16 protein-coding genes are annotated in these 16987 nt (G+C 51.5%); 13 read left to right on the top strand and 3 right to left on the bottom strand.

The window, feature by feature from the left end; translation table 11 throughout:
- Positions 1–4: 4 nt before the first annotated feature.
- The gene (locus tag KO1_RS17615) at positions 5–760 is read left to right on the top strand and encodes a GntR family transcriptional regulator (RefSeq protein ID WP_004102164.1); all 756 of its coding nucleotides are present in this window, start codon (positions 5–7) and stop codon (positions 758–760) included.
- 158 nt (positions 761–918) lie between these two features.
- Here the strand turns inward: KO1_RS17615 and KO1_RS17610 are convergent, their stop codons facing one another.
- Complete coding sequence (locus tag KO1_RS17610; protein WP_004113150.1) at positions 919–2226, bottom strand: serine hydrolase domain-containing protein; 1308 nt, start codon at positions 2224–2226, stop codon at positions 919–921.
- A gap of 108 nt (positions 2227–2334) precedes the next feature.
- On the opposite strand from KO1_RS17610, the gene KO1_RS17605 reads away from it, so the two are divergent.
- Positions 2335–3213 carry a LysR family transcriptional regulator gene (locus KO1_RS17605; protein ID WP_004102162.1) on the top strand — a complete coding sequence of 293 codons (879 nt, stop codon included), beginning with the start codon at positions 2335–2337 and terminating at the stop codon, positions 3211–3213.
- A gap of 126 nt (positions 3214–3339) precedes the next feature.
- Here KO1_RS17605 and asd read toward each other — a convergent pair whose 3' ends face one another.
- Positions 3340–4458, bottom strand: a complete 1119-nt coding sequence (asd, locus tag KO1_RS17600) for an aspartate-semialdehyde dehydrogenase (protein ID WP_049593116.1) — start codon at positions 4456–4458, stop codon at positions 3340–3342.
- A gap of 366 nt (positions 4459–4824) precedes the next feature.
- On the opposite strand from asd, the gene KO1_RS17595 reads away from it, so the two are divergent.
- Complete coding sequence (locus KO1_RS17595; RefSeq protein ID WP_004102160.1) at positions 4825–5043, top strand: ParD-like family protein; 219 nt, start codon at positions 4825–4827, stop codon at positions 5041–5043.
- Entirely contained in the window at positions 5024–5803 is a 780-nt protein-coding gene (gene map, locus KO1_RS17590) for a type I methionyl aminopeptidase (protein ID WP_049128336.1), read from the top strand. Before KO1_RS17595 ends, map begins: the two co-directional genes overlap by 20 nt.
- Positions 5804–5862: 59 nt before the next feature.
- Here the strand turns inward: map and KO1_RS17585 are convergent, their stop codons facing one another.
- Positions 5863–7185, bottom strand: a complete 1323-nt coding sequence (locus KO1_RS17585; RefSeq protein ID WP_032705095.1) for an NAD(P)/FAD-dependent oxidoreductase — start codon at positions 7183–7185, stop codon at positions 5863–5865.
- 909 nt (positions 7186–8094) lie between these two features.
- Here KO1_RS17585 and KO1_RS17580 point away from each other — a divergent pair.
- The 9 genes from KO1_RS17580 (at position 8095) to KO1_RS17540 (ending at position 16816) form a co-directional block, all read left to right on the top strand.
- A complete protein-coding gene (locus tag KO1_RS17580) occupies positions 8095–8640 on the top strand; it encodes a fimbrial protein (RefSeq protein WP_004102154.1) in 546 nt (181 codons plus the stop codon).
- Between the two features lie 67 nt (positions 8641–8707).
- Positions 8708–9241 (top strand): fimbrial protein, encoded by a 534-nt coding sequence (locus KO1_RS17575; protein ID WP_004102152.1) that lies wholly within the window; start codon positions 8708–8710, stop codon positions 9239–9241.
- Between the two features lie 106 nt (positions 9242–9347).
- Entirely contained in the window at positions 9348–11849 is a 2502-nt protein-coding gene (locus tag KO1_RS17570; protein ID WP_017145852.1) for a PapC/FimD family outer membrane usher protein, read from the top strand.
- Between the two features lie 19 nt (positions 11850–11868).
- Positions 11869–12603, top strand: coding sequence for a fimbria/pilus periplasmic chaperone (locus KO1_RS17565; protein WP_024274194.1), 735 nt, complete (start codon positions 11869–11871; stop codon positions 12601–12603).
- Positions 12604–12635: 32 nt separating this feature from the next.
- Entirely contained in the window at positions 12636–13229 is a 594-nt protein-coding gene (locus KO1_RS17560) for a fimbrial protein (RefSeq protein ID WP_017145854.1), read from the top strand.
- Entirely contained in the window at positions 13229–13756 is a 528-nt protein-coding gene (locus KO1_RS17555) for a fimbrial protein (RefSeq protein ID WP_004102135.1), read from the top strand. Before KO1_RS17560 ends, KO1_RS17555 begins: the two co-directional genes overlap by 1 nt.
- A 275-nt stretch (positions 13757–14031) precedes the next feature.
- On the top strand, positions 14032–14328 hold the full coding sequence (locus KO1_RS17550) for a YuaE family lipoprotein (RefSeq protein ID WP_017145856.1): 297 nt from the start codon (positions 14032–14034) through the stop codon (positions 14326–14328).
- Between the two features lie 35 nt (positions 14329–14363).
- Complete coding sequence (locus KO1_RS17545) at positions 14364–15707, top strand: FKBP-type peptidyl-prolyl cis-trans isomerase N-terminal domain-containing protein (protein WP_224227096.1); 1344 nt, start codon at positions 14364–14366, stop codon at positions 15705–15707.
- 134 nt (positions 15708–15841) lie between these two features.
- Entirely contained in the window at positions 15842–16816 is a 975-nt protein-coding gene (locus tag KO1_RS17540) for a LuxR C-terminal-related transcriptional regulator (protein ID WP_024274193.1), read from the top strand.
- Positions 16817–16987: the final 171 nt, after the last annotated feature.

Raw genomic sequence — 16987 nt, 5'->3', positions numbered from 1 at the left:
AAGTATGTATGAGTCGGATGGACTCCCTCTCTATTTAAGAATAAAAGACGTTATCCTGCAGCGGATCCTCTCTTTTACCTATGACGATAAACTCCCGGGCGAGCTGCTGCTTGCCGGGGAGTTCAAGGTGGCGCGCGGCACGATTAAACAGGCGATAGATTCGCTGGCCAGCATCGGTATGGTTTATCGCGAGCAGGGAAAAGGCACGTTTATCAACCGCGATGCGCTGCAAAAATACTACACCGACCTGCCGGACGTACTGACCACCTTTGCTGCTCCCGGCGCGATAGAAGTGGAGGTGCTGTCGCTGATTTCAACCATGGCCGACCGCCACGTAGCGGAACAGATGGGGCTCGATTTGGGTAGCCAACTGATGCGTCTGGAGCGGTTACTCGTGCAGGGTGAGCGGCCGGTCGGCCACGTGCTGACCTGGCTTAACGGCCGAATTTATAACGACCTGAGTCACGTGGACGGCAGCCGATCGCTCTATAAACAGCTGCGGGAAACATTCGGCTACTCGCCGGCTAACGCGACCGAACGCTATACGCCGGTGTGCTGCGATATCCGCACGGCGGGATTGCTGAATATTGAACCCGGGCGCCCTCTGTTTCGCATTGAGCGCGTCGCGCGCGATCTTGATGACGTGGTCCTTGAATATAGCGTCACCCATACTCTGGACGCCAGCCTGTCGCTACAGATCGCCACCAGTCAGAGTAGCGTGAGTCAGCAGTGGAACTGCACGATCGAGAAAGGGCGCTGATCCGCCTTATATTACCGGCTTGCCACCCCAGCGACAGGCAGATGATAGCCAGCGTACCGCAGCAGCTTTGCCGTTGGCAGGCTGGCTTCCAATCGTTTAAAAATGGTTGAGCTCACTTCGCTCATGGTCTGCAAAAGAGCGACAGTTTTAAACCGGCATTAGCGTAACGCCTTCGCTATCGCGCTAAACATCAGCGACGCCTCAAGCGGTTGGGCGCTGAAGGAGGGTTCAGCCTGCGGCCAGGTCGACCACTGCACGATGACCAGATTTTCCGCCTGATTGACCATAATCATCTGACCAAATATCCCCAGCGCCCACAGCGAATGTTGAAGGGATGCCTGCGGAGCGGGCTCAACGTTGCTGGCATTAGCCGGCACTTCATTGTTCCACCACTGATAGCCGTAGAGACCGTTTGGATGTGCCGCGGATACTGAACCTGTCGCCCGGGTCCAGTTTGATGATTCGGCGACCCAGTTTTCCGGCAAGATCTGCTCGCCGTTCGGCAACACGCCGTTATGCAGGATGAACTCACCGAAGCGCCCCCAATCTTCTAGCGTGGCGTTAAAGCCATGCGCGCCCACGTCGTGCTCACCTTTTGTATAGGCATGCCACACGCCATCGCTCGCCATACCATAGGGTTGCCAGATACTTTTCTCCAGATACGCCGCCAGCGTCATACCGGTGGCGCGTTCCAGGACATCACCCAGTAGCCAGGCGCCGCCGGAGGAGTAAGACCAGTTCTCTCCGGCCGGATGCGCCCGACGCAGGCCGGACACCAGCTGACGTACGCAGTCATAGGCGCCGGGTCTGGCTTCACACTCGGTAAGCCGGGCGAAGTCCGATTGCGGATTAGTATAGTCTTCATTCCACGCCACCCCGGAGGTGTGGCTAATCAGCTGCCTCAGCGTCACGCCTTCCCAGGCGGTGCCTTTCAGGTCGGGTTCATACTGGGTGACAAGATCGTCGAGCGAGTGAATTTTGCCCTGTTTAATCGCCACGCCCACCAGCGTGGATACCACGGACTTGCCCACCGAGCGCGAGGTCCAGAGGGTGGTGTCGGTATTGCCTTCCGCCAGATATTTCCAGGCAACTTTGCCATTTTTCAGCACCAGCATGCCGCTGACGTTCTGGCGCTGCAGATAATCCTGCAGGGTCCAGGTGTGGCCATTAACCTGATAGCTGGCGTGAGTTAACCGTTTCGCTGCAGCCTGCAACGGTACGGCATGACCGTGATGAAACACATCGCCTGCGTAATTGCGGTAGTCGTTACGAAAGCCGATTACCCGGTCGGTCTGGCTCCAGGTGAGCATTTTATGGGTATCCGGAAGCTGTGCATCAAAGGGAGCAGGGCACGCGCTAAGTTCGGTCCCGGGGCAGGCGGCCTGCGCGATGGGGGCCAGCAGGCCGCTGCAGAGGGTGATGACAACACTGGACAGCAGGCGACGATTAACCACTTTGTTTTTCATATTTTTTCTCGTTCAGCTCAGGAAGGCGTTTAGCTTAAAAAAATGCGGCCTATAATAAAAAACGCCTCATGGGGGAAAATCCCCCCGAATAACCGAGTGGAGAGCACAATGCCGACCCTGATGTATTCTTTTGCCCAACTTGAAGCCTTCACCGCTGTGGTTGAGTGCAAAAGCCTGGCGAAAGCGGCGCGCCAGCTGGGCAAGGACCGCACGACGCTTCGCGATTTGATTGAGTTCCTTGAAGATGGTCTGGGGTATGCGCTGTTTCTGCGTCAAGGTCGCAGCTTGCAGCTGACGCCGGAGGGGGAACAACTGCAGCGTCAGGCGCACCTGCTGATGCGCCAGGTCAAAGCCTTTGAAGCCTTTGCCAAAGAAGTGCCGAATAGCGCCACGCAGGATATTACGCTGGCCTACGATCCCTTTACCCCCAGAACGTTGTTACAGGCGCTGATTGGCGCCATGGCCCGGCGCAACGTTCGTCTGAGCCTGATTAACGCCTCGCGTGACGAGGCGGAAAGGCTGCTGGCGAGTGGATTGGCCGACCTGGGTATCTGCCAGGCGCGACATCGCAGCGTGGGCGACGCTATGGAGTGGCGCGCCCTGGGGTCAATCGAGATGGATTTTTACGCCTCCGAAGCGCTTTTTCCCGCCGCTAAACAACCGCTTTCTCTGCTGGAACTTTCGCTGGCACCGCAGGTGATTATGCACCCGGATACTGACGAGCCCGTGGCCCGCCGTCTGCAGATTTCAGGGCGCACCATTTTTACCAACGAACAGGAGATGCTGCGCGCCCTGCTTGAACAGGGCTGCGGCTGGGGATTTTTGCCGACGCACATGAATGCGGCGCGGTGGAAAAACGTCAAAAAATTGCCGACCGAAGTGGGTAATCAGGGGATCGGCCAAACGATGGTGACCATCTGGAAGCCCGGCAACGACAGGCGCACGCTGGTGGCTGACGCGCTGGCCTTGTTGCCGGAACTGTGGTGAAAGCAGAACCTCGCTGTGGGTTTGACGGCGACAGGCCGGGGCACAGGATGCCGCGGTGGTGGAACCGATATATAAATATATTTCCCTGGCCACCATCCTGGTATTAAAACGCCTGCCGCAGAACAATTAAACGCGATTAAGCAAGATATTTAACATACGACGTAAAGGCTCCGCGGCTCCCCATAAAAGCTGATCCCCAACGGTGAGTACCGAATATACAGGTTCATTATTCAGGGCCATTTTTTTATAACGGCCTATGCCTACCTGCAGCGAGCCACTGATATAGGCTGGGGTCAATTTGCTGACGCTGTCGTTTTTATTATTGGGGACATAGTTAACCCAGGGATGGGCATTACCCACTAATTCAGCAAATTCAGCTTCGCTGACTTCACGCTTTAATTTTAAAGTAATCGCTGCGCTATGGCAGCGAATGACGCCAACCCGAATGCATAAACCGTTCACGGGAATAGTTCCGCGGGGCAAGCCCAGAATTTTGTTGGTTTCTGCTTCGCCTTTCCACTCTTCGCGGCTATTGCCGTCGCCTAAATCGGCATCAATCCAGGGAATGATGCTTCCCATTAGGGGAGCGCCGAAGTGTTGGACGGGCATGCCCGCGCTGTTAATCAGTTCGCTGACTTTATTGACTAAAGGAAGGACTGAGCCGGAGCTGGTCAATTCCTCTGCCGACAAATGATTGCTCACCCAGGCGCTTTGCGCGATTAATTCTCTGACATGTTTAGCGCCAGCGCCGGATGCAGATTGATAGGTCATCACGCTCATCCATTCGATCAGGTCAGCCTTGAGCAAGCCGGCGAGCCCCATCAAGCTGAGGGTAATCGAACAATTACCGCCGACAAAAAGTTTTAGCCCTTGGTGGATTGCCCGATCGATATGGGTACGGTTAACCGGATCGAGAATGATACAGGCTTTTTCATCCATGCGAAGCGCCGATGCCGCATCGATCCAATAACCCTGCCAGCCATGCGTAATAAGTGCGGGATAAATGGCTTGAGTATAATCGCCGCCCTGGCAGGTGATAATAATATCCATATCGGCGAGTTCACTGACTGAATTCGCATCTTTAAGGATATAACTCTCGCCATCTATAGTTGGGCCAACGGTCCCCGCGCTGGAGGTACTAAAAAAATGTGCAGAGATATCACGGAAATCGTTTTCTTCAACCATGCGTTGAAGCAATACAGAACCTACCATGCCACGCCAACCAATAATGCCGACCTGTTTCATTTACTTAGCCTTTGCTCTGTTATAAAAAAGTTAAATCTTGCGTGGTTTTATATCGCACTCTTAAGTTCAGGTCATCAAAAATAAATGGAATTGATATCGTAATAAGAATATTTAATCAGGGGTTAGAGAAAGTAATAAGAGAATTTTCGAAGACCAAATAAAAACCCTAATCTGCTTACACTTATTCCTCTGCCGTTCTTTCATGCAACACGGCTGGGTGTGGCATTCGCCGCGCATCATACTGCTCTTTTCAGTCAACACGATCGCTGTCGGCAACGGCAAAAGGGGCCGAGGCAGAAAAAACTGGACGCTTGCGTCCGCAGGCGTAATATACGAAACATATATAAATCGTAATGGTACATATAAATGGGTATTGTAAAAATTTCAGACCTGCTGCACGACGATATTCGTGACGCCAGTAAGGCGATGTCGCGTTCGGTCAACGCCCAGGCGGAGTACTGGATCCGTCTGGGGATGATGAGCGAGCTCTATCCCGAACTTAACCATCAGCAAATCAAGCTGATGATGCTCAAGTCCGGCTCTGACCGGTTGCTGGAGGTGATCAATGCTATCAATTCCCATTAAAACCACGCAGGAGCTCGCCAGCCAGCGCCATGCCGGCAAACTGCTGGCCTCGGTCTTCGACATGTTGGATAGCTTTATTCAGCCCGGCGTCTCGACCATGGCCATCAACAATCGGGTGGAAGATTTTATCGTCAACGACCTGCATTCGCGTCCGGCCAGCAAAGGGCAGTACGATTTTCCCTATGTGCTCAATACTTCGATCAATGAAGTCGTTTGTCACGGCATGCCAAAGGAAAGCGAGCTGCTGAAATCCGGCACGATCGTGAACGTGGATATTACGCTGGAGAAAGAGGGGCTGATTGCCGATTCCAGCAAAATGTATCTGATTGGCGAGGTTTCACCGCTGGCCCGTCGGCTGGTGCAGAAAACCTATGAAGCTATGTGGAAGGGCATTAAGGTTGTCAGACCGGGGGCGACGCTGGGCGATATCGGCCATGCGATCCAGACTTATGTTGAAGGTAATGGCTACAGCGTGGTCAGGGAGTACTGCGGCCACGGCGTTGGCAGAGATATGCATGAAGATCCGCAGGTGCTGCATTACGGCAAACCCGGCACCGGCGCCGTGCTCAAGGAGGGGATGGTGTTTACCATTGAACCGATGGTTAATCAGGGCGATAGCCGAATAAAAACCAGGAAAGACGGCTGGACGGTGGTCACTCGCGATAAAAAACTGTCTGCCCAGTGGGAGCATACCGTCGCCGTCACCGCCGAGGGGTTTGAGGTGCTGACCCTGCGAAAAGATGAAGTGATTCCGGATTAGCCTGAGTAACAGGTTTCACGCCTGCGCGGTGAAACCTGTCAGTCACCCGCCCGTAGTGACTATACGGGCATCTCTTTACGTCCCATATAACGCTCTTTCCATAACGCGCCCGCCACCCCAATATCCAGGAACGGGGAGGGCGGCATAAAGTTGGCCTGGCCGAGCGACTGCATCGCGGCGATCAGCGGGTTGTCCTGGCCCATCGCCAGATCGGCAAGCAGCGTCCCGGCGATGGTCTGTTTTGACACGCCGGCGCCGTTACAGCCCCCCGCAGTCCAGATCCGCGGCGCAAGACGCCCCCAGACCGGCGCGCCGTTGCGGGTGACGCTGATGGTCCCGGACCAGGTTCGCTCCAGAGGAACATCCTGCAGCTGCGGATAGGCCGTATGGAACAGCGCCAGATGCTGTCTTGCGGCGTTAGCGGTTTGTCCGGCGGTAATCACGCCGCGCAATGCCGGATCGACATGCTGTCGGACAAGAAAACGATAATCGTGGGTATAGCGTAGGGTGGCCCCGGCGATCGCATTGACCGGGGTTAATCCCCAGCTCTCCATCGCCGGCAGACGCTGGCGCTGATCGGGCGTAAGCGGGGCAGTAATGCTGGCGTAGGTCGCCATCGACGCCTGGCGGCTCACGGTTGGCGAGAGCTCGCGGGAGAGCGCATTGGTGGCGAGCATCGCCTGGTCGGCGCGGATGGTGCCCTGCAGGGTCGTCACCCTGACGCCGCCGTTTTCCTGGTGAAGAGCCAGCGCCGGGGTCTGGTGAAACACGGTGACATTATCCGGCAGATGGCGCGCGAGGCCCGCGATCAGTTTTGCCGGATTCACCAGAATGCAGCCGGGAGTGTAAATCCCTTTGCTGTAAAGGCGAGTTCCCAGCTTTTGATACAGCGCTTCGCCGTTCAGCAGGCTGTAAGGTTCCTGCATCAGCTGCAGGTTATCCACGTACTCCTGCATAATGGCTTCGCTGGACGGATCTATCTGGCAGTGGTATTTCCCGACGTTTTCCCATTCGCAATCGATCTGGTGCTTGGTCACCGTGTCATCGAGCAGGCGGATCCCCTCCTGCAGCAGAGCGCGATAGTCCTGCGCCTTTTTCAACTCGGCGGTAGAGCTGCCGATATTATGCGGCAGGCCGATAATAAAGCCGGAATTCCGCGCTGAGGAGCTGGTCGCGGCGCATTCTGCGTCAATGAGCACGATGCTCAGCTGCGGGTTGATGCTGGCCAGCCTGCGGGCAAAGCTTACCCCGGCATAGCCGGAACCGATAACCACCCAGTCAGCTTTAATGTCGCCGCTCAGCGAGGGCTGGCGATAAAGATCTTCTTCATTAAGCGGCCATCCCACCTGATTTTGATTGAAAGGTACTGATGCAAATCTCACGGTAAATCTCCCTGTGGAAAAAACACCTGCAGGGCAGGTGTGAATAATGGATTTGCCGCTCTCCATGTTTTTGCTCTGGAGGGGGAGTCGGCAAGCGCCAGGGCAGCGTCTGATAAATAACTACGCTGAATGATAATCACCTGGACAACAATTCAGCAGAATAACAAGTAACCGAAAAAATAACATCTCTTCGTGTAGGGATATGATGTTAAATCCCACTTGCCCTATCTCCCTGCCGGGGATGCATGCTCATTTGCTGCAGTGAAGAGGGCAAATCTTTTTCCTCTTTCATCTGACCCGGCAAGATACCGCATAAGATATTGCTGTGGATCATGATCGTATTGCCGACATACCTATAAGGTTACTTCGGCCGCAAAAGGCTTTTTGACCAAATGGTAAAATATTGCTTCTCTGCGCTGCTTCCAATAAAGAAATCCTACTATTTTATAGGATTTTTCACTTTTAAAACTTTCCCGCCAGAAATATGTATTAGGAATTTTCCTATGGATAACTCCTAATGTTTTTAGCGCCTTTTTCGCTCAGGCAATTCATTGAAAATTAATGTTTTTTTAATCGCTTTGATTACCGGTGCACTTCTGTTGAAGGTTGCGATAAGTTTTTTTTTAATTATTAGTAATATTTTTACACACATTGTCGTGTTAAAGGGGTGTGGCGAGATATTATCCTGTAAATTATTTTTTTATAAAATTATTAGCTCGTAATGTTCGTTTAAGTAGGTGCATATGTTTGACTGGAAGGGTTTTCAAGTTAGTATGACTTCGCTGTCAGGAATAAACATAACTCAACAAGATATAGCAACACTTTGGCCACCAGAAACAGCCGTAGTTATCTTTGCGAGTTATTTTTCAGGATGGTTATCCAGTAACTTTTAATATAACGGAATGTATTATGAAAATTAGCAAAATTGCATCTGCTGTTGTTCTCACTATGGGTGTCGCCTCTTTCGCAGCTCAGGCCGATCAGGGAAGCGGCAAGGTCACCTTCTGGGGTTCTATTATTGATGCTCCATGCTCTATTAAAAATGGCTACGGCGATCAGCGTATCGAACTGGGTCAGATCTCCAATACGCATTTGGATAATGGCGGTATCTCTACTCCTCGTCCGTTCGACATTGAGCTGGAAAACTGCTCCTTCGAGAAGGATTCAAACGGTGACCCGATGTATAACACCGTCAAAGTGACCTTTGCTGGCGGTAATGTTCCGGGAGATATGAGCATGCTGGCTATTTCCGGTCAGGCTGCGGGGGCTGGCGTACGTATTGAAGATGGTTCTGGTCAACCTGTGAAATTATTGGTACCTACCAGCGGCCGCGGCCTGGGCATTGGCAACAATACCCTAAGCTTTAGCGCTTACCTTGAAAAAATCTCTACTGTTACCAACGTCACTCCGGGTGATTTTGAAGCGGTAACCAACTTTACCCTGGCTTATGAATAAGGTGAGTCCTGTTCTCATGTAGCTTTATTCGGGCTGCGTTTGCAGCCCGATATTCAGGAGCACAGTCATGGTAAAAATATCGCGTTATCTGATTTTGAGTGGGTTATTAGGCATATCACCGTTGTCTCTGGCGTCCGATCAAGGGCGGGGACTGGTCACGATGAATGGTCAAATTCAGGAGTCGGCCTGTTCCATTCATACCAACGATGCCTGGCAGGAAATTCCATTCGGCGTGATTTCGTATAACGATCTTAATGAACAAGGCAAGGCGGTCATCAAACCCTTCGCAGTACGACTGGTGAATTGCTCACTGGAACGGAGCCGCGGTGGCTTATGGCAAAGCGTAAATATCACCTTTAGCGGGGAAACTGAGGTATTTCGCCCGGATATTTTTAAAGTCAATGGCGAGGCCCAGGGGCTTGGACTGCGTATTCACAATCAGGCTGGCGATGTGGCTCGCGACGGAATACCGATGCCGGCCGTAATGATACAAAATGAAAACAATGAGTTACGTTACTTATTATCGTTAGTACGCGGCAGCAAAACGCTGTCGGAAGGCGACTGGTACGGAATCATTCGTTTCATGGTGACCTATCAATAACGGAAAAAATGAATGATAAAAATAGATGAACTGCTCATCTAAATTATTTCCGGAATTGACATCTCCCACCGGTGAATTCTACCAGGCAATAAATGGATTTTAAAAAATGAAAAAAAGCAGACCACCAGCTTTTTACCTGCGACGACTGGGTATTTACATTGTTATTGCCATTTTTGGTTCTACATCACCGGTAGTGGCGGTAGAGTTTAATATAGATATTCTGGACTCGGAAGACCGGGAAAATATCGACTTGTCGCGTTTTTCCCGCGCCGGTTATATTATGCCCGGAACCTACACGCTCAGCATGCGCTTAAACGAGCACAGTATTTCTGACCAGGAAATTTCTTTTATTGAAAGAACCCGTGACGATGGAGTGGTTGTAGAAACCTGTCTGACGCCTGCACAGGTAGAGCTTCTCGGTCTGCGGGAAGACGCGTTTAAAATGATTAAGTGGCTCGACGAGGGGCGTTGCGCTGATTTTTCCGCTCTTGAAGGCGTCGTCCTGCGCGGCGATCTGTCAGAGTCATCCCTGCAAATCGCGGTGCCTCAAGCCTGGCTGGAATATCAGGATGCTTCCTGGTTACCGATTTCCCGCTGGGAAGAGGGTATCCCCGGGATGTTGGTTGACTATAACCTGAATACCAATGTCACTTGGCCGCGTCAGGGGAATCAGAGCCAGAGCGCCAGCATCAGCGGTACGACGGGCGTCAATTTGGGACCCTGGCGTCTGAGAGGGGATTACCAGGGGAGCTATTACAATACCACCGGACGTTCGGATAAAAATTCACGTAATTTTGACTGGAGCCGTTTTTACGCCTATCGCGCATTACCTGGAATGATGTCAAAACTCACCGTCGGTGAAGACTATCTCTCTTCCGATCTCTTTGACTCATGGCGCTATACCGGTTTGTCGCTGGCAAGCGATGAAAGCCAGCTGCCACCTAAGCTTCGAGGCTACGCGCCTGAAGTATCCGGTATCGCTCGCACCAATGCCAAAGTGACGGTCAGCCAACAGGGCAGAGTCATCCATGAAACGACGGTTGCCGCTGGCCCGTTTCGTATTCAGGAACTAAACAGCGCGCTAACCGGACGCCTGGATGTGCGGGTTGAAGAGCAGGATGGCTCCGTACAGACATTTGCGGTTGAAACGGCTCAGGTCCCTTATCTGACGCGTCCCGGCCAGCTACGTTATAAAATGACCACCGGTCGTCCGCGCGATTATAACCACAGCACTCAAGGACCCTACTTTGCCACAGGCGAACTCTCATGGGGCCTTACCAACGCGTGGTCGCTGTACGGCGGCGGCATTATTTCTCAGGACTACAACAGCCTGGCGCTTGGCGCCGGTCGTGATATGAACGCCTACGGGACGCTCTCTGCTGACGTTACTCATGCCAGCGCTCGTTTCCCGGCTGATAAAAGCAGGCAAGGACGGTCCTGGCGCCTGAGCTATTCCAAACGGTTTGATGAAATCAACAGTGAAGTCACGTTTGCCGGTTACCGTTTTTCCGAGCGCAACTATCTCACCATGGGTGAATATCTGGATATGCGCTATCGGGATGGCTACGTCGGGAACAGCAAAGAGCTTTATACCATCCAGGCGACCAAAAACTTTGCCGACCTGCGTTTGTCAACGCACATCAACTGGTCGCATCAGACTTACTGGAACCGCCCGGCGACCGATCGCTACAGCGTATCGTTGAATAAATATTTTGACCTCGGCGACTGGCGACATCTGTCGTTGTCCCTCAACGCCGCTCGCAGTGAGTTCAATGGCCGCAAGGACGACAGCGCCTATATCTCACTGACGATGCCGTTTGGTTCGGGAACCGTGGGTTATAACGGCAGCATAAGCCGCGACCGTTATACACAAAATGCCAGCTGGAGCCAAAGGCTGGATAACAACGACTATTACAGCATAAACGCCGGCAACAGCGTCGGGGGCGGTGAGGGAACGCGTAGCCAGATGAGTGGCTACTATTCTCATCCCGGCAATATAGCGGATGTCACCACCAACTTTAACTGGGCGCAAAGCCAGTACACCTCCTTTGGTATTTCCGCCAGCGGTGGGATGACCGCCACCGCTGAAGGCGTGGCCCTACACTCCGGTGGGGTGCAGGGGGGGACGCGTTTGATGGTCAGTACGGAGGGAGTAAGCGGTGTTCCGGTGGGCTTACAGGGCTATACCAATGCTTTTGGCATCGCGGTTATCCCTGGAGTGCCAAATTATTATCGAACCAGGGCTGAGATTGACGTTAATCGTCTGCCGGATGATGTCGAGTCTGGCGGAACGCCGGTTGTAGAGCTCGCCCTGACTGAAGGCGCTATCGGTTTCCGTCGCTTTGATGTGCTGAAGGGTTCTAAGGTCGTGGCAATCCTTAGCCAGGAAGATGGACGCCATCCGCCTTTCGGCGCCACGGTACACAATGCAAAAGATCGCGAACTGGGTATGGTCAGCGACAGTGGACTGGCCTGGTTGACCGGTGTGAATCCGGATGAACGCTTAACCGTGCACTGGAGTGGTTCCGCTCAGTGTGAAGTCGTACTGCCGCGGGTTATCCCTGCACAGCAACTATTGCTGCCGTGCAAGCCGGTCACTCGCGGCTGAGAAAGTCAATGGTGATGTAATGAAAAGCAAAAAGATAGCGATGACGATAGTGCTGGGAAGTCTGGCCGCGGGTCTGATAAACGAAGCCGGGGCTGCGATCGCGCTGGACAGGACTCGGGCCATTTTTCCCGGTTCGGAAAAGAGCATTTCCCTGAGTATTACTAACGACAGCACATCAATGCCGTACCTGGCGCAGGGATGGATTGAAGATGAGCACGGGAAAAAAATCAGCGGCCCTCTTGTTGTCGTTCCGCCGCTGCAGCGTCTTGAAGCTAAAGGTAAAAGCATGATGCGTATCAACGCCATGCCGGATGCCGCGATGTTACCTCAGGACAGAGAGAGCATTTTTTATTTCAACGTGCGCGAGGTACCACCAAAAAGCGAGCGACCCAACGTGATGCAGCTGGCGTTACACACCAGAATTAAACTGTTCTATCGTCCCAAAGCCATCCTGCCGGAGAAGTATAGCCGCTGGGATAACCAGCTGGTGCTGCATAAAGTCAACGGCGGTTATCGGATAGAAAACCCGACACCCTATTACATGACGGTAATTGGTATTACCGCCGCGCCGAAAGTGGCGGTGGCTAGCGGATTTCAAACGGTGATGGTGCCGCCTAAGTCCACCGCGATGGTCAATAGTTCGCACTATACCACGCCGCACGTCACCACGATTAACGACTTCGGCGGTAAGCCAACCCTGCCGTTTAGCTGCAGCGGTAACATTTGCCGAGCTGCAGAAACCCCGGCTACCTGATGGATGCCGGAGCTGTACACAGGAGAAGCCTGATGAAAAAAGGATTTGGTCGAACCACCCTCATATTGTGGCTTTTGACGGCTGGAATCGTTTCTGCTGCGAGCGCCGCAAACTGGGACACCGATGGCCTGAACGGTGGGATACGCGCTAGCGGAACGCTTGTTGCGTCACCTTGCGCGTTGCTGCCTGAGTCGGCTGAACAAGAGATCGATTTGGGCAGTACCATTGCCTGGGGGCTGGAACGGCCGGGGAGCGTGACGCCATCAGTACAGGTGTACATCAAATTAGATCGCTGTCCGGGAGAGTATCAGTTTATGCGCGATCGCCAACAGATGCGCGGTGCCACGATGTTAAACGGACAGTCTGCGGTAAGAATGACTATCTATGGGGAAGCAGAACCGATGGATGACCGCTTTTTCCGGGTGCATGGTGGAGTCGAAGGCGTTGCGCTGCGCCTCAGCGACCGACAGGGAGAGCTCCTGCGACCCGCGATTCAGAGTCGGCCGCAGATTCTCTACCCCGGACGCAACGATTTGGTGTTACAGGCTCAGCTATGGCGTCTTCCCGTTCCGTTGCTGGCTAATGAATGGCGCAGCGTGGTGAATATCGGCCTGGAGTACGAATAATGCAAAAAAACAAAGTGCGCGTACTTAGCCTGGCAAGCTTTCCTCTCATGCTTTTGCTGGCTGGCGTATCGGTCACGCATGCTGATACTGACGTCTATTTCTCCGGGAATTTGATTGCCGATCCCTGCGAATTGCACGTTGACTCGGAAGATCAGATTGTCGATTTTCGTAACGTGCCTTCTAAGACATTTATGAAATATCCCCGCAGTGAACGTGAGCGTTTTTCCATCTGGTTGACGGAGTGCGATCTCTCGCTTGGCGATACGGTTACCGTAACCTTTATGGGAACCGAAGATAGCGCTCAGCCAGGACTATTTGCGGTTAGCGGAACAGCGAGCGGCATTGCCATTGCGGTGGAAGATGAGAATGGTGTACCGGTTAAACCGAATGTACCTATGCGACCGGCAGCATTGAGATCAGGAGACACCTTTTTAAATTTTCAGGCCTTTATTTCTGCACCAGTACACAGTCTGGTCAGAGAAGGGGACTTTGAGTGCGTCACCACTTTTCTTCTGGAGTATGATTAGCCCGAGTTAATAAGCTATTTCGGATTTACCTCAAATGTCAGCTGATTAACGTCTTTTGGCTGCTGTTTATTAATGGTGAAATTAACTCTTGGGATATCTTCTGCAAATATCTGCTGGCCTCCTGTGCTTTATTTCAGGAGGAAAGATAATTAAAAAAGAAATACACATGGAGTACATGAAATAATGTTTAGATTAGGATGCATAGCCGCGATCATTGCAGGTACATTTTTAACGGGTTGCGTTGGAAAAAAATTCCTTCTCAGGTGACTTCGTCCATGGAATCCGTAGAGCCCCCAGTGACCTCAGACGGAGAGCTGGATATGGTCCAGTGCGAAAAAGAGCTTCAGGCACTGGAGTCGATTAATCATATTAAGCATGTCGATCTCAAATCACGCTTTGAGCGAGTGATGCTCGGCGCTTCCGGTTATACCAATGTAAGAGGTTCCGTTAATCCTGAAACACGTAATGCTATTGATGCTTTGTATAAGTTTCAGGCGGTAAAATTATGCTCGGAGATCCGAGCCGAAATGCTCAATAGCCTGGCAGCGAAGCCAACCGGTGAGAGTATCTAATGGGTCGAAGAGCAGGGAATGTTTTGGTCCTGATTATGAGTATCATTTCGATTTCATCTTCGCAGGCAGATGTGTTGAATTATGCCCGTGAATGGACGTCACGCAAGGACGAAAACAAAGCCATCACATCCCCGTCTCAGCCCCAGACGGAGGAAGAAAAATCCTCTGCTACGCGTCAAAAATCTGCTGTAAAGCGTTCTCTGCCTGATAAGGAGAAATCGACAGCTCAGCCTCCAGCAGTCATCAGAAAAACAATCGCGCCGCCGGCTGTTGGCGCTGACAAGCGAATGCAATCACCGGCTAACAGGCCGACGGAACCGACAGCTAAGAAGGCCCGAACGGCTTCGGGTGACAACGTCACCTCAGCCGCTGGTGTCACGAAAAATAGCGCTTTACCGGAACCGCACGTTTTAGGGGGCTGGATTAAGGCTTTGATACAACATATGTCGCTTAGCCCGGCAGAGATCGATTTACGTAAAAACCTCCAGTTAGCCCGTAAAGAGGTACAGAGATTGAAGAATGAACTCATTCTGCTTCGCCGCGAAGTACAACAGTCAGATAGTACATTGGCGGAGCAGGTCATGGCTCTCCAGGCAACTTATGAGCAACTGGCTGCGGCAGAGGAAAAAAATGTCACTCAACAGAATGAGCTCCGGGCGCTTACTGCGCGCGCTACCCAACTGGAAGAAAAAAATGCGCAGTGGCAAGTATTAACCAGAAAATTACAGTCGAGCCTTAAGGAAGCGCACTATCCTGCACTGCCAGCAACTGACGGTGAACTGGCGGATTTTGCGGCCGGGATGGCGATGGGTTATGACATTTTGGCGGTACTCGAACAACGGGATGAACAACAGATACATATTGATAAGGAAGTCTTTCTGGCCGGCATTACGGAAACGATACGCGGCGAACGCCGATTGTCGCAGGAGGATTTTGAGCGCCACCTTAAACGCGCCAATCAGCGAGTAGAAGAAGCGATGCACAAGTTCAGGCAACAAAAGGAAGCGCGGGATAGCGCATGGCTGGCGCAATTTATTCAAGAGGAAGGGACGCAGAGTGCGGGTGAACAGGCCTGGTATAAAGTCATCCATGCAGGCGAGCCGCTGTTCGAGGATGAGCACACTGAAGCGGCGCTAACCATTTCGGTCAATCGTCGTCTGTCTGATGGTACCGTGATTGCGGACACCGATATAACTGGCCTGGTATTACAAGAAAAATTTTCCGACCTCCCTGGATGGCTTCGGAAAGTAGTGAAAGATATCCGTCTGTACGGTGAAGCAGAGTTAGCCGTTAAAGTGGATGAATATGGTGTTCCACAAGAACGCGGTAATTATATTGAACATTGGCGCATACGTGTAATTGAACGACAGACTATGTAAACAGGTTGTAGAAAGATTTACGTTACTTTTAAAATATTGCGAGTTGAGGCGTCAGAGTTAGTCGGGTAATAACTGTATAATCTTTTTTAATGTTTATTTTTGTAGAGATGACAACTTCCAGATAAGAGAGCAATATGATGAATGATACCAGTGGTACATATTTGCCGGTTTATGTGGCAACTGAGAACAATTATTTTTCTCAGGGAATAATCTTTCTCCTGGAGGAGCTGTTTGAGGATGAGTTTAGCGGAAAAATTACTGTATCCTTAGTCAGAAAATCGCGCGAAGCCGATCTCATCGTGCAGGTCCAATCACCTGGAGAAAAAGCGTTTGACTGGGTCGATTGTCAACAGTTTCGCACCCACAATGACTATAAGTTTAAGCTTCTCAATAAAAAGTGGCTAAGCGTTTATCCACGTAGTGAACATTACGACAAAAATTTTCATTGCCCGGTTGTCAGTTCAGTCATCGCGATGAGAAATTCGGTAACCACTATCCGGAGAAAATTGTTCATGCTGTTTTTTGCCGATCTCATGTGTGGCCCTCCGGACTTACGTAAACCAAACTGTAGCAAATGTCCTGGCCCCTACCAGTTGACATGGCGGGAACAGCTAATGCTAGGCTATTTGAGCCAGGGATTAGGCCACGATGAAATTTCTCGCAGAATGGGCTGTAGTATTAAGGCGCTTAGCAGTTATCGACGCTCGATTATGCGTAAAGTCAATATCACCCGCTATAGCGATTTCGTTATGTGGCTAGGTAAAAAATCCGTTTCTGATAAATATACTGAGGTTGTTAATAATCACGAGCGTGATGCGGATGAAGACCAGCTAATATGGAAAACAACGTTGTCCGGTAATTTGGAGAGACAGCTGGATGATAAAGAGCGAGCTTTGCAAAGTATTAAACGATTGGTCAATAAACGGTTAAGAAAAAGCGAGCTGGATGATGAGGTATGGTTAACAACTCGAGAAATAGCCAATGAGATGGATATCAGTATCTACAGCATGCGTTATTTATTATGCCAGATGGAAACAAACGGTAAAGTGATTAGCATCAAAACCGGGAAGGGTAGAAGCCATACTCTGCGCTGGAAACTGGCAAGTTAATTGCTGTGTTGAACAGCTGGCATAGCTAATAAGGCTGTGACGTAGGCTGAATTTGAAGGGTGGGCGAGATGCAAATTTAGGAATGTTCATCGATCCATTTCTGAAAGTGGCTCTCTCCCTTACAAATTCATATATCCAGACATGCCTAAAATGTAAATTATCTGCAAGATG

The organism is Klebsiella oxytoca NBRC 105695, assembly GCF_001598695.1.
Classification (GTDB): Bacteria; Pseudomonadota; Gammaproteobacteria; order Enterobacterales; family Enterobacteriaceae; genus Klebsiella; species Klebsiella oxytoca.
Note: the sequence above shows the minus strand (reverse complement) of the source record. Positions and strands in the feature narration are given on the sequence as shown.

Coding starts and splice junctions, on each gene's coding strand:
- KO1_RS17615 (WP_004102164.1), top strand. CDS start 5: ATGTATGAGTCGGATGGACTCCCTCTCTATTTAAGAATAAAAGACGTT.
- KO1_RS17610 (WP_004113150.1), bottom strand. CDS start 2,226: ATGAAAAACAAAGTGGTTAATCGTCGCCTGCTGTCCAGTGTTGTCATC.
- KO1_RS17605 (WP_004102162.1), top strand. CDS start 2,335: ATGCCGACCCTGATGTATTCTTTTGCCCAACTTGAAGCCTTCACCGCT.
- asd (WP_049593116.1), bottom strand. CDS start 4,458: ATGAAACAGGTCGGCATTATTGGTTGGCGTGGCATGGTAGGTTCTGTA.
- KO1_RS17595 (WP_004102160.1), top strand. CDS start 4,825: ATGGGTATTGTAAAAATTTCAGACCTGCTGCACGACGATATTCGTGAC.
- map (WP_049128336.1), top strand. CDS start 5,024: ATGCTATCAATTCCCATTAAAACCACGCAGGAGCTCGCCAGCCAGCGC.
- KO1_RS17580 (WP_004102154.1), top strand. CDS start 8,095: ATGAAAATTAGCAAAATTGCATCTGCTGTTGTTCTCACTATGGGTGTC.
- KO1_RS17575 (WP_004102152.1), top strand. CDS start 8,708: ATGGTAAAAATATCGCGTTATCTGATTTTGAGTGGGTTATTAGGCATA.
- KO1_RS17570 (WP_017145852.1), top strand. CDS start 9,348: ATGAAAAAAAGCAGACCACCAGCTTTTTACCTGCGACGACTGGGTATT.
- KO1_RS17565 (WP_024274194.1), top strand. CDS start 11,869: ATGAAAAGCAAAAAGATAGCGATGACGATAGTGCTGGGAAGTCTGGCC.
- KO1_RS17560 (WP_017145854.1), top strand. CDS start 12,636: ATGAAAAAAGGATTTGGTCGAACCACCCTCATATTGTGGCTTTTGACG.
- KO1_RS17555 (WP_004102135.1), top strand. CDS start 13,229: ATGCAAAAAAACAAAGTGCGCGTACTTAGCCTGGCAAGCTTTCCTCTC.
- KO1_RS17550 (WP_017145856.1), top strand. CDS start 14,032: ATGGAATCCGTAGAGCCCCCAGTGACCTCAGACGGAGAGCTGGATATG.
- KO1_RS17545 (WP_224227096.1), top strand. CDS start 14,364: ATGAGTATCATTTCGATTTCATCTTCGCAGGCAGATGTGTTGAATTAT.
- KO1_RS17540 (WP_024274193.1), top strand. CDS start 15,842: ATGATGAATGATACCAGTGGTACATATTTGCCGGTTTATGTGGCAACT.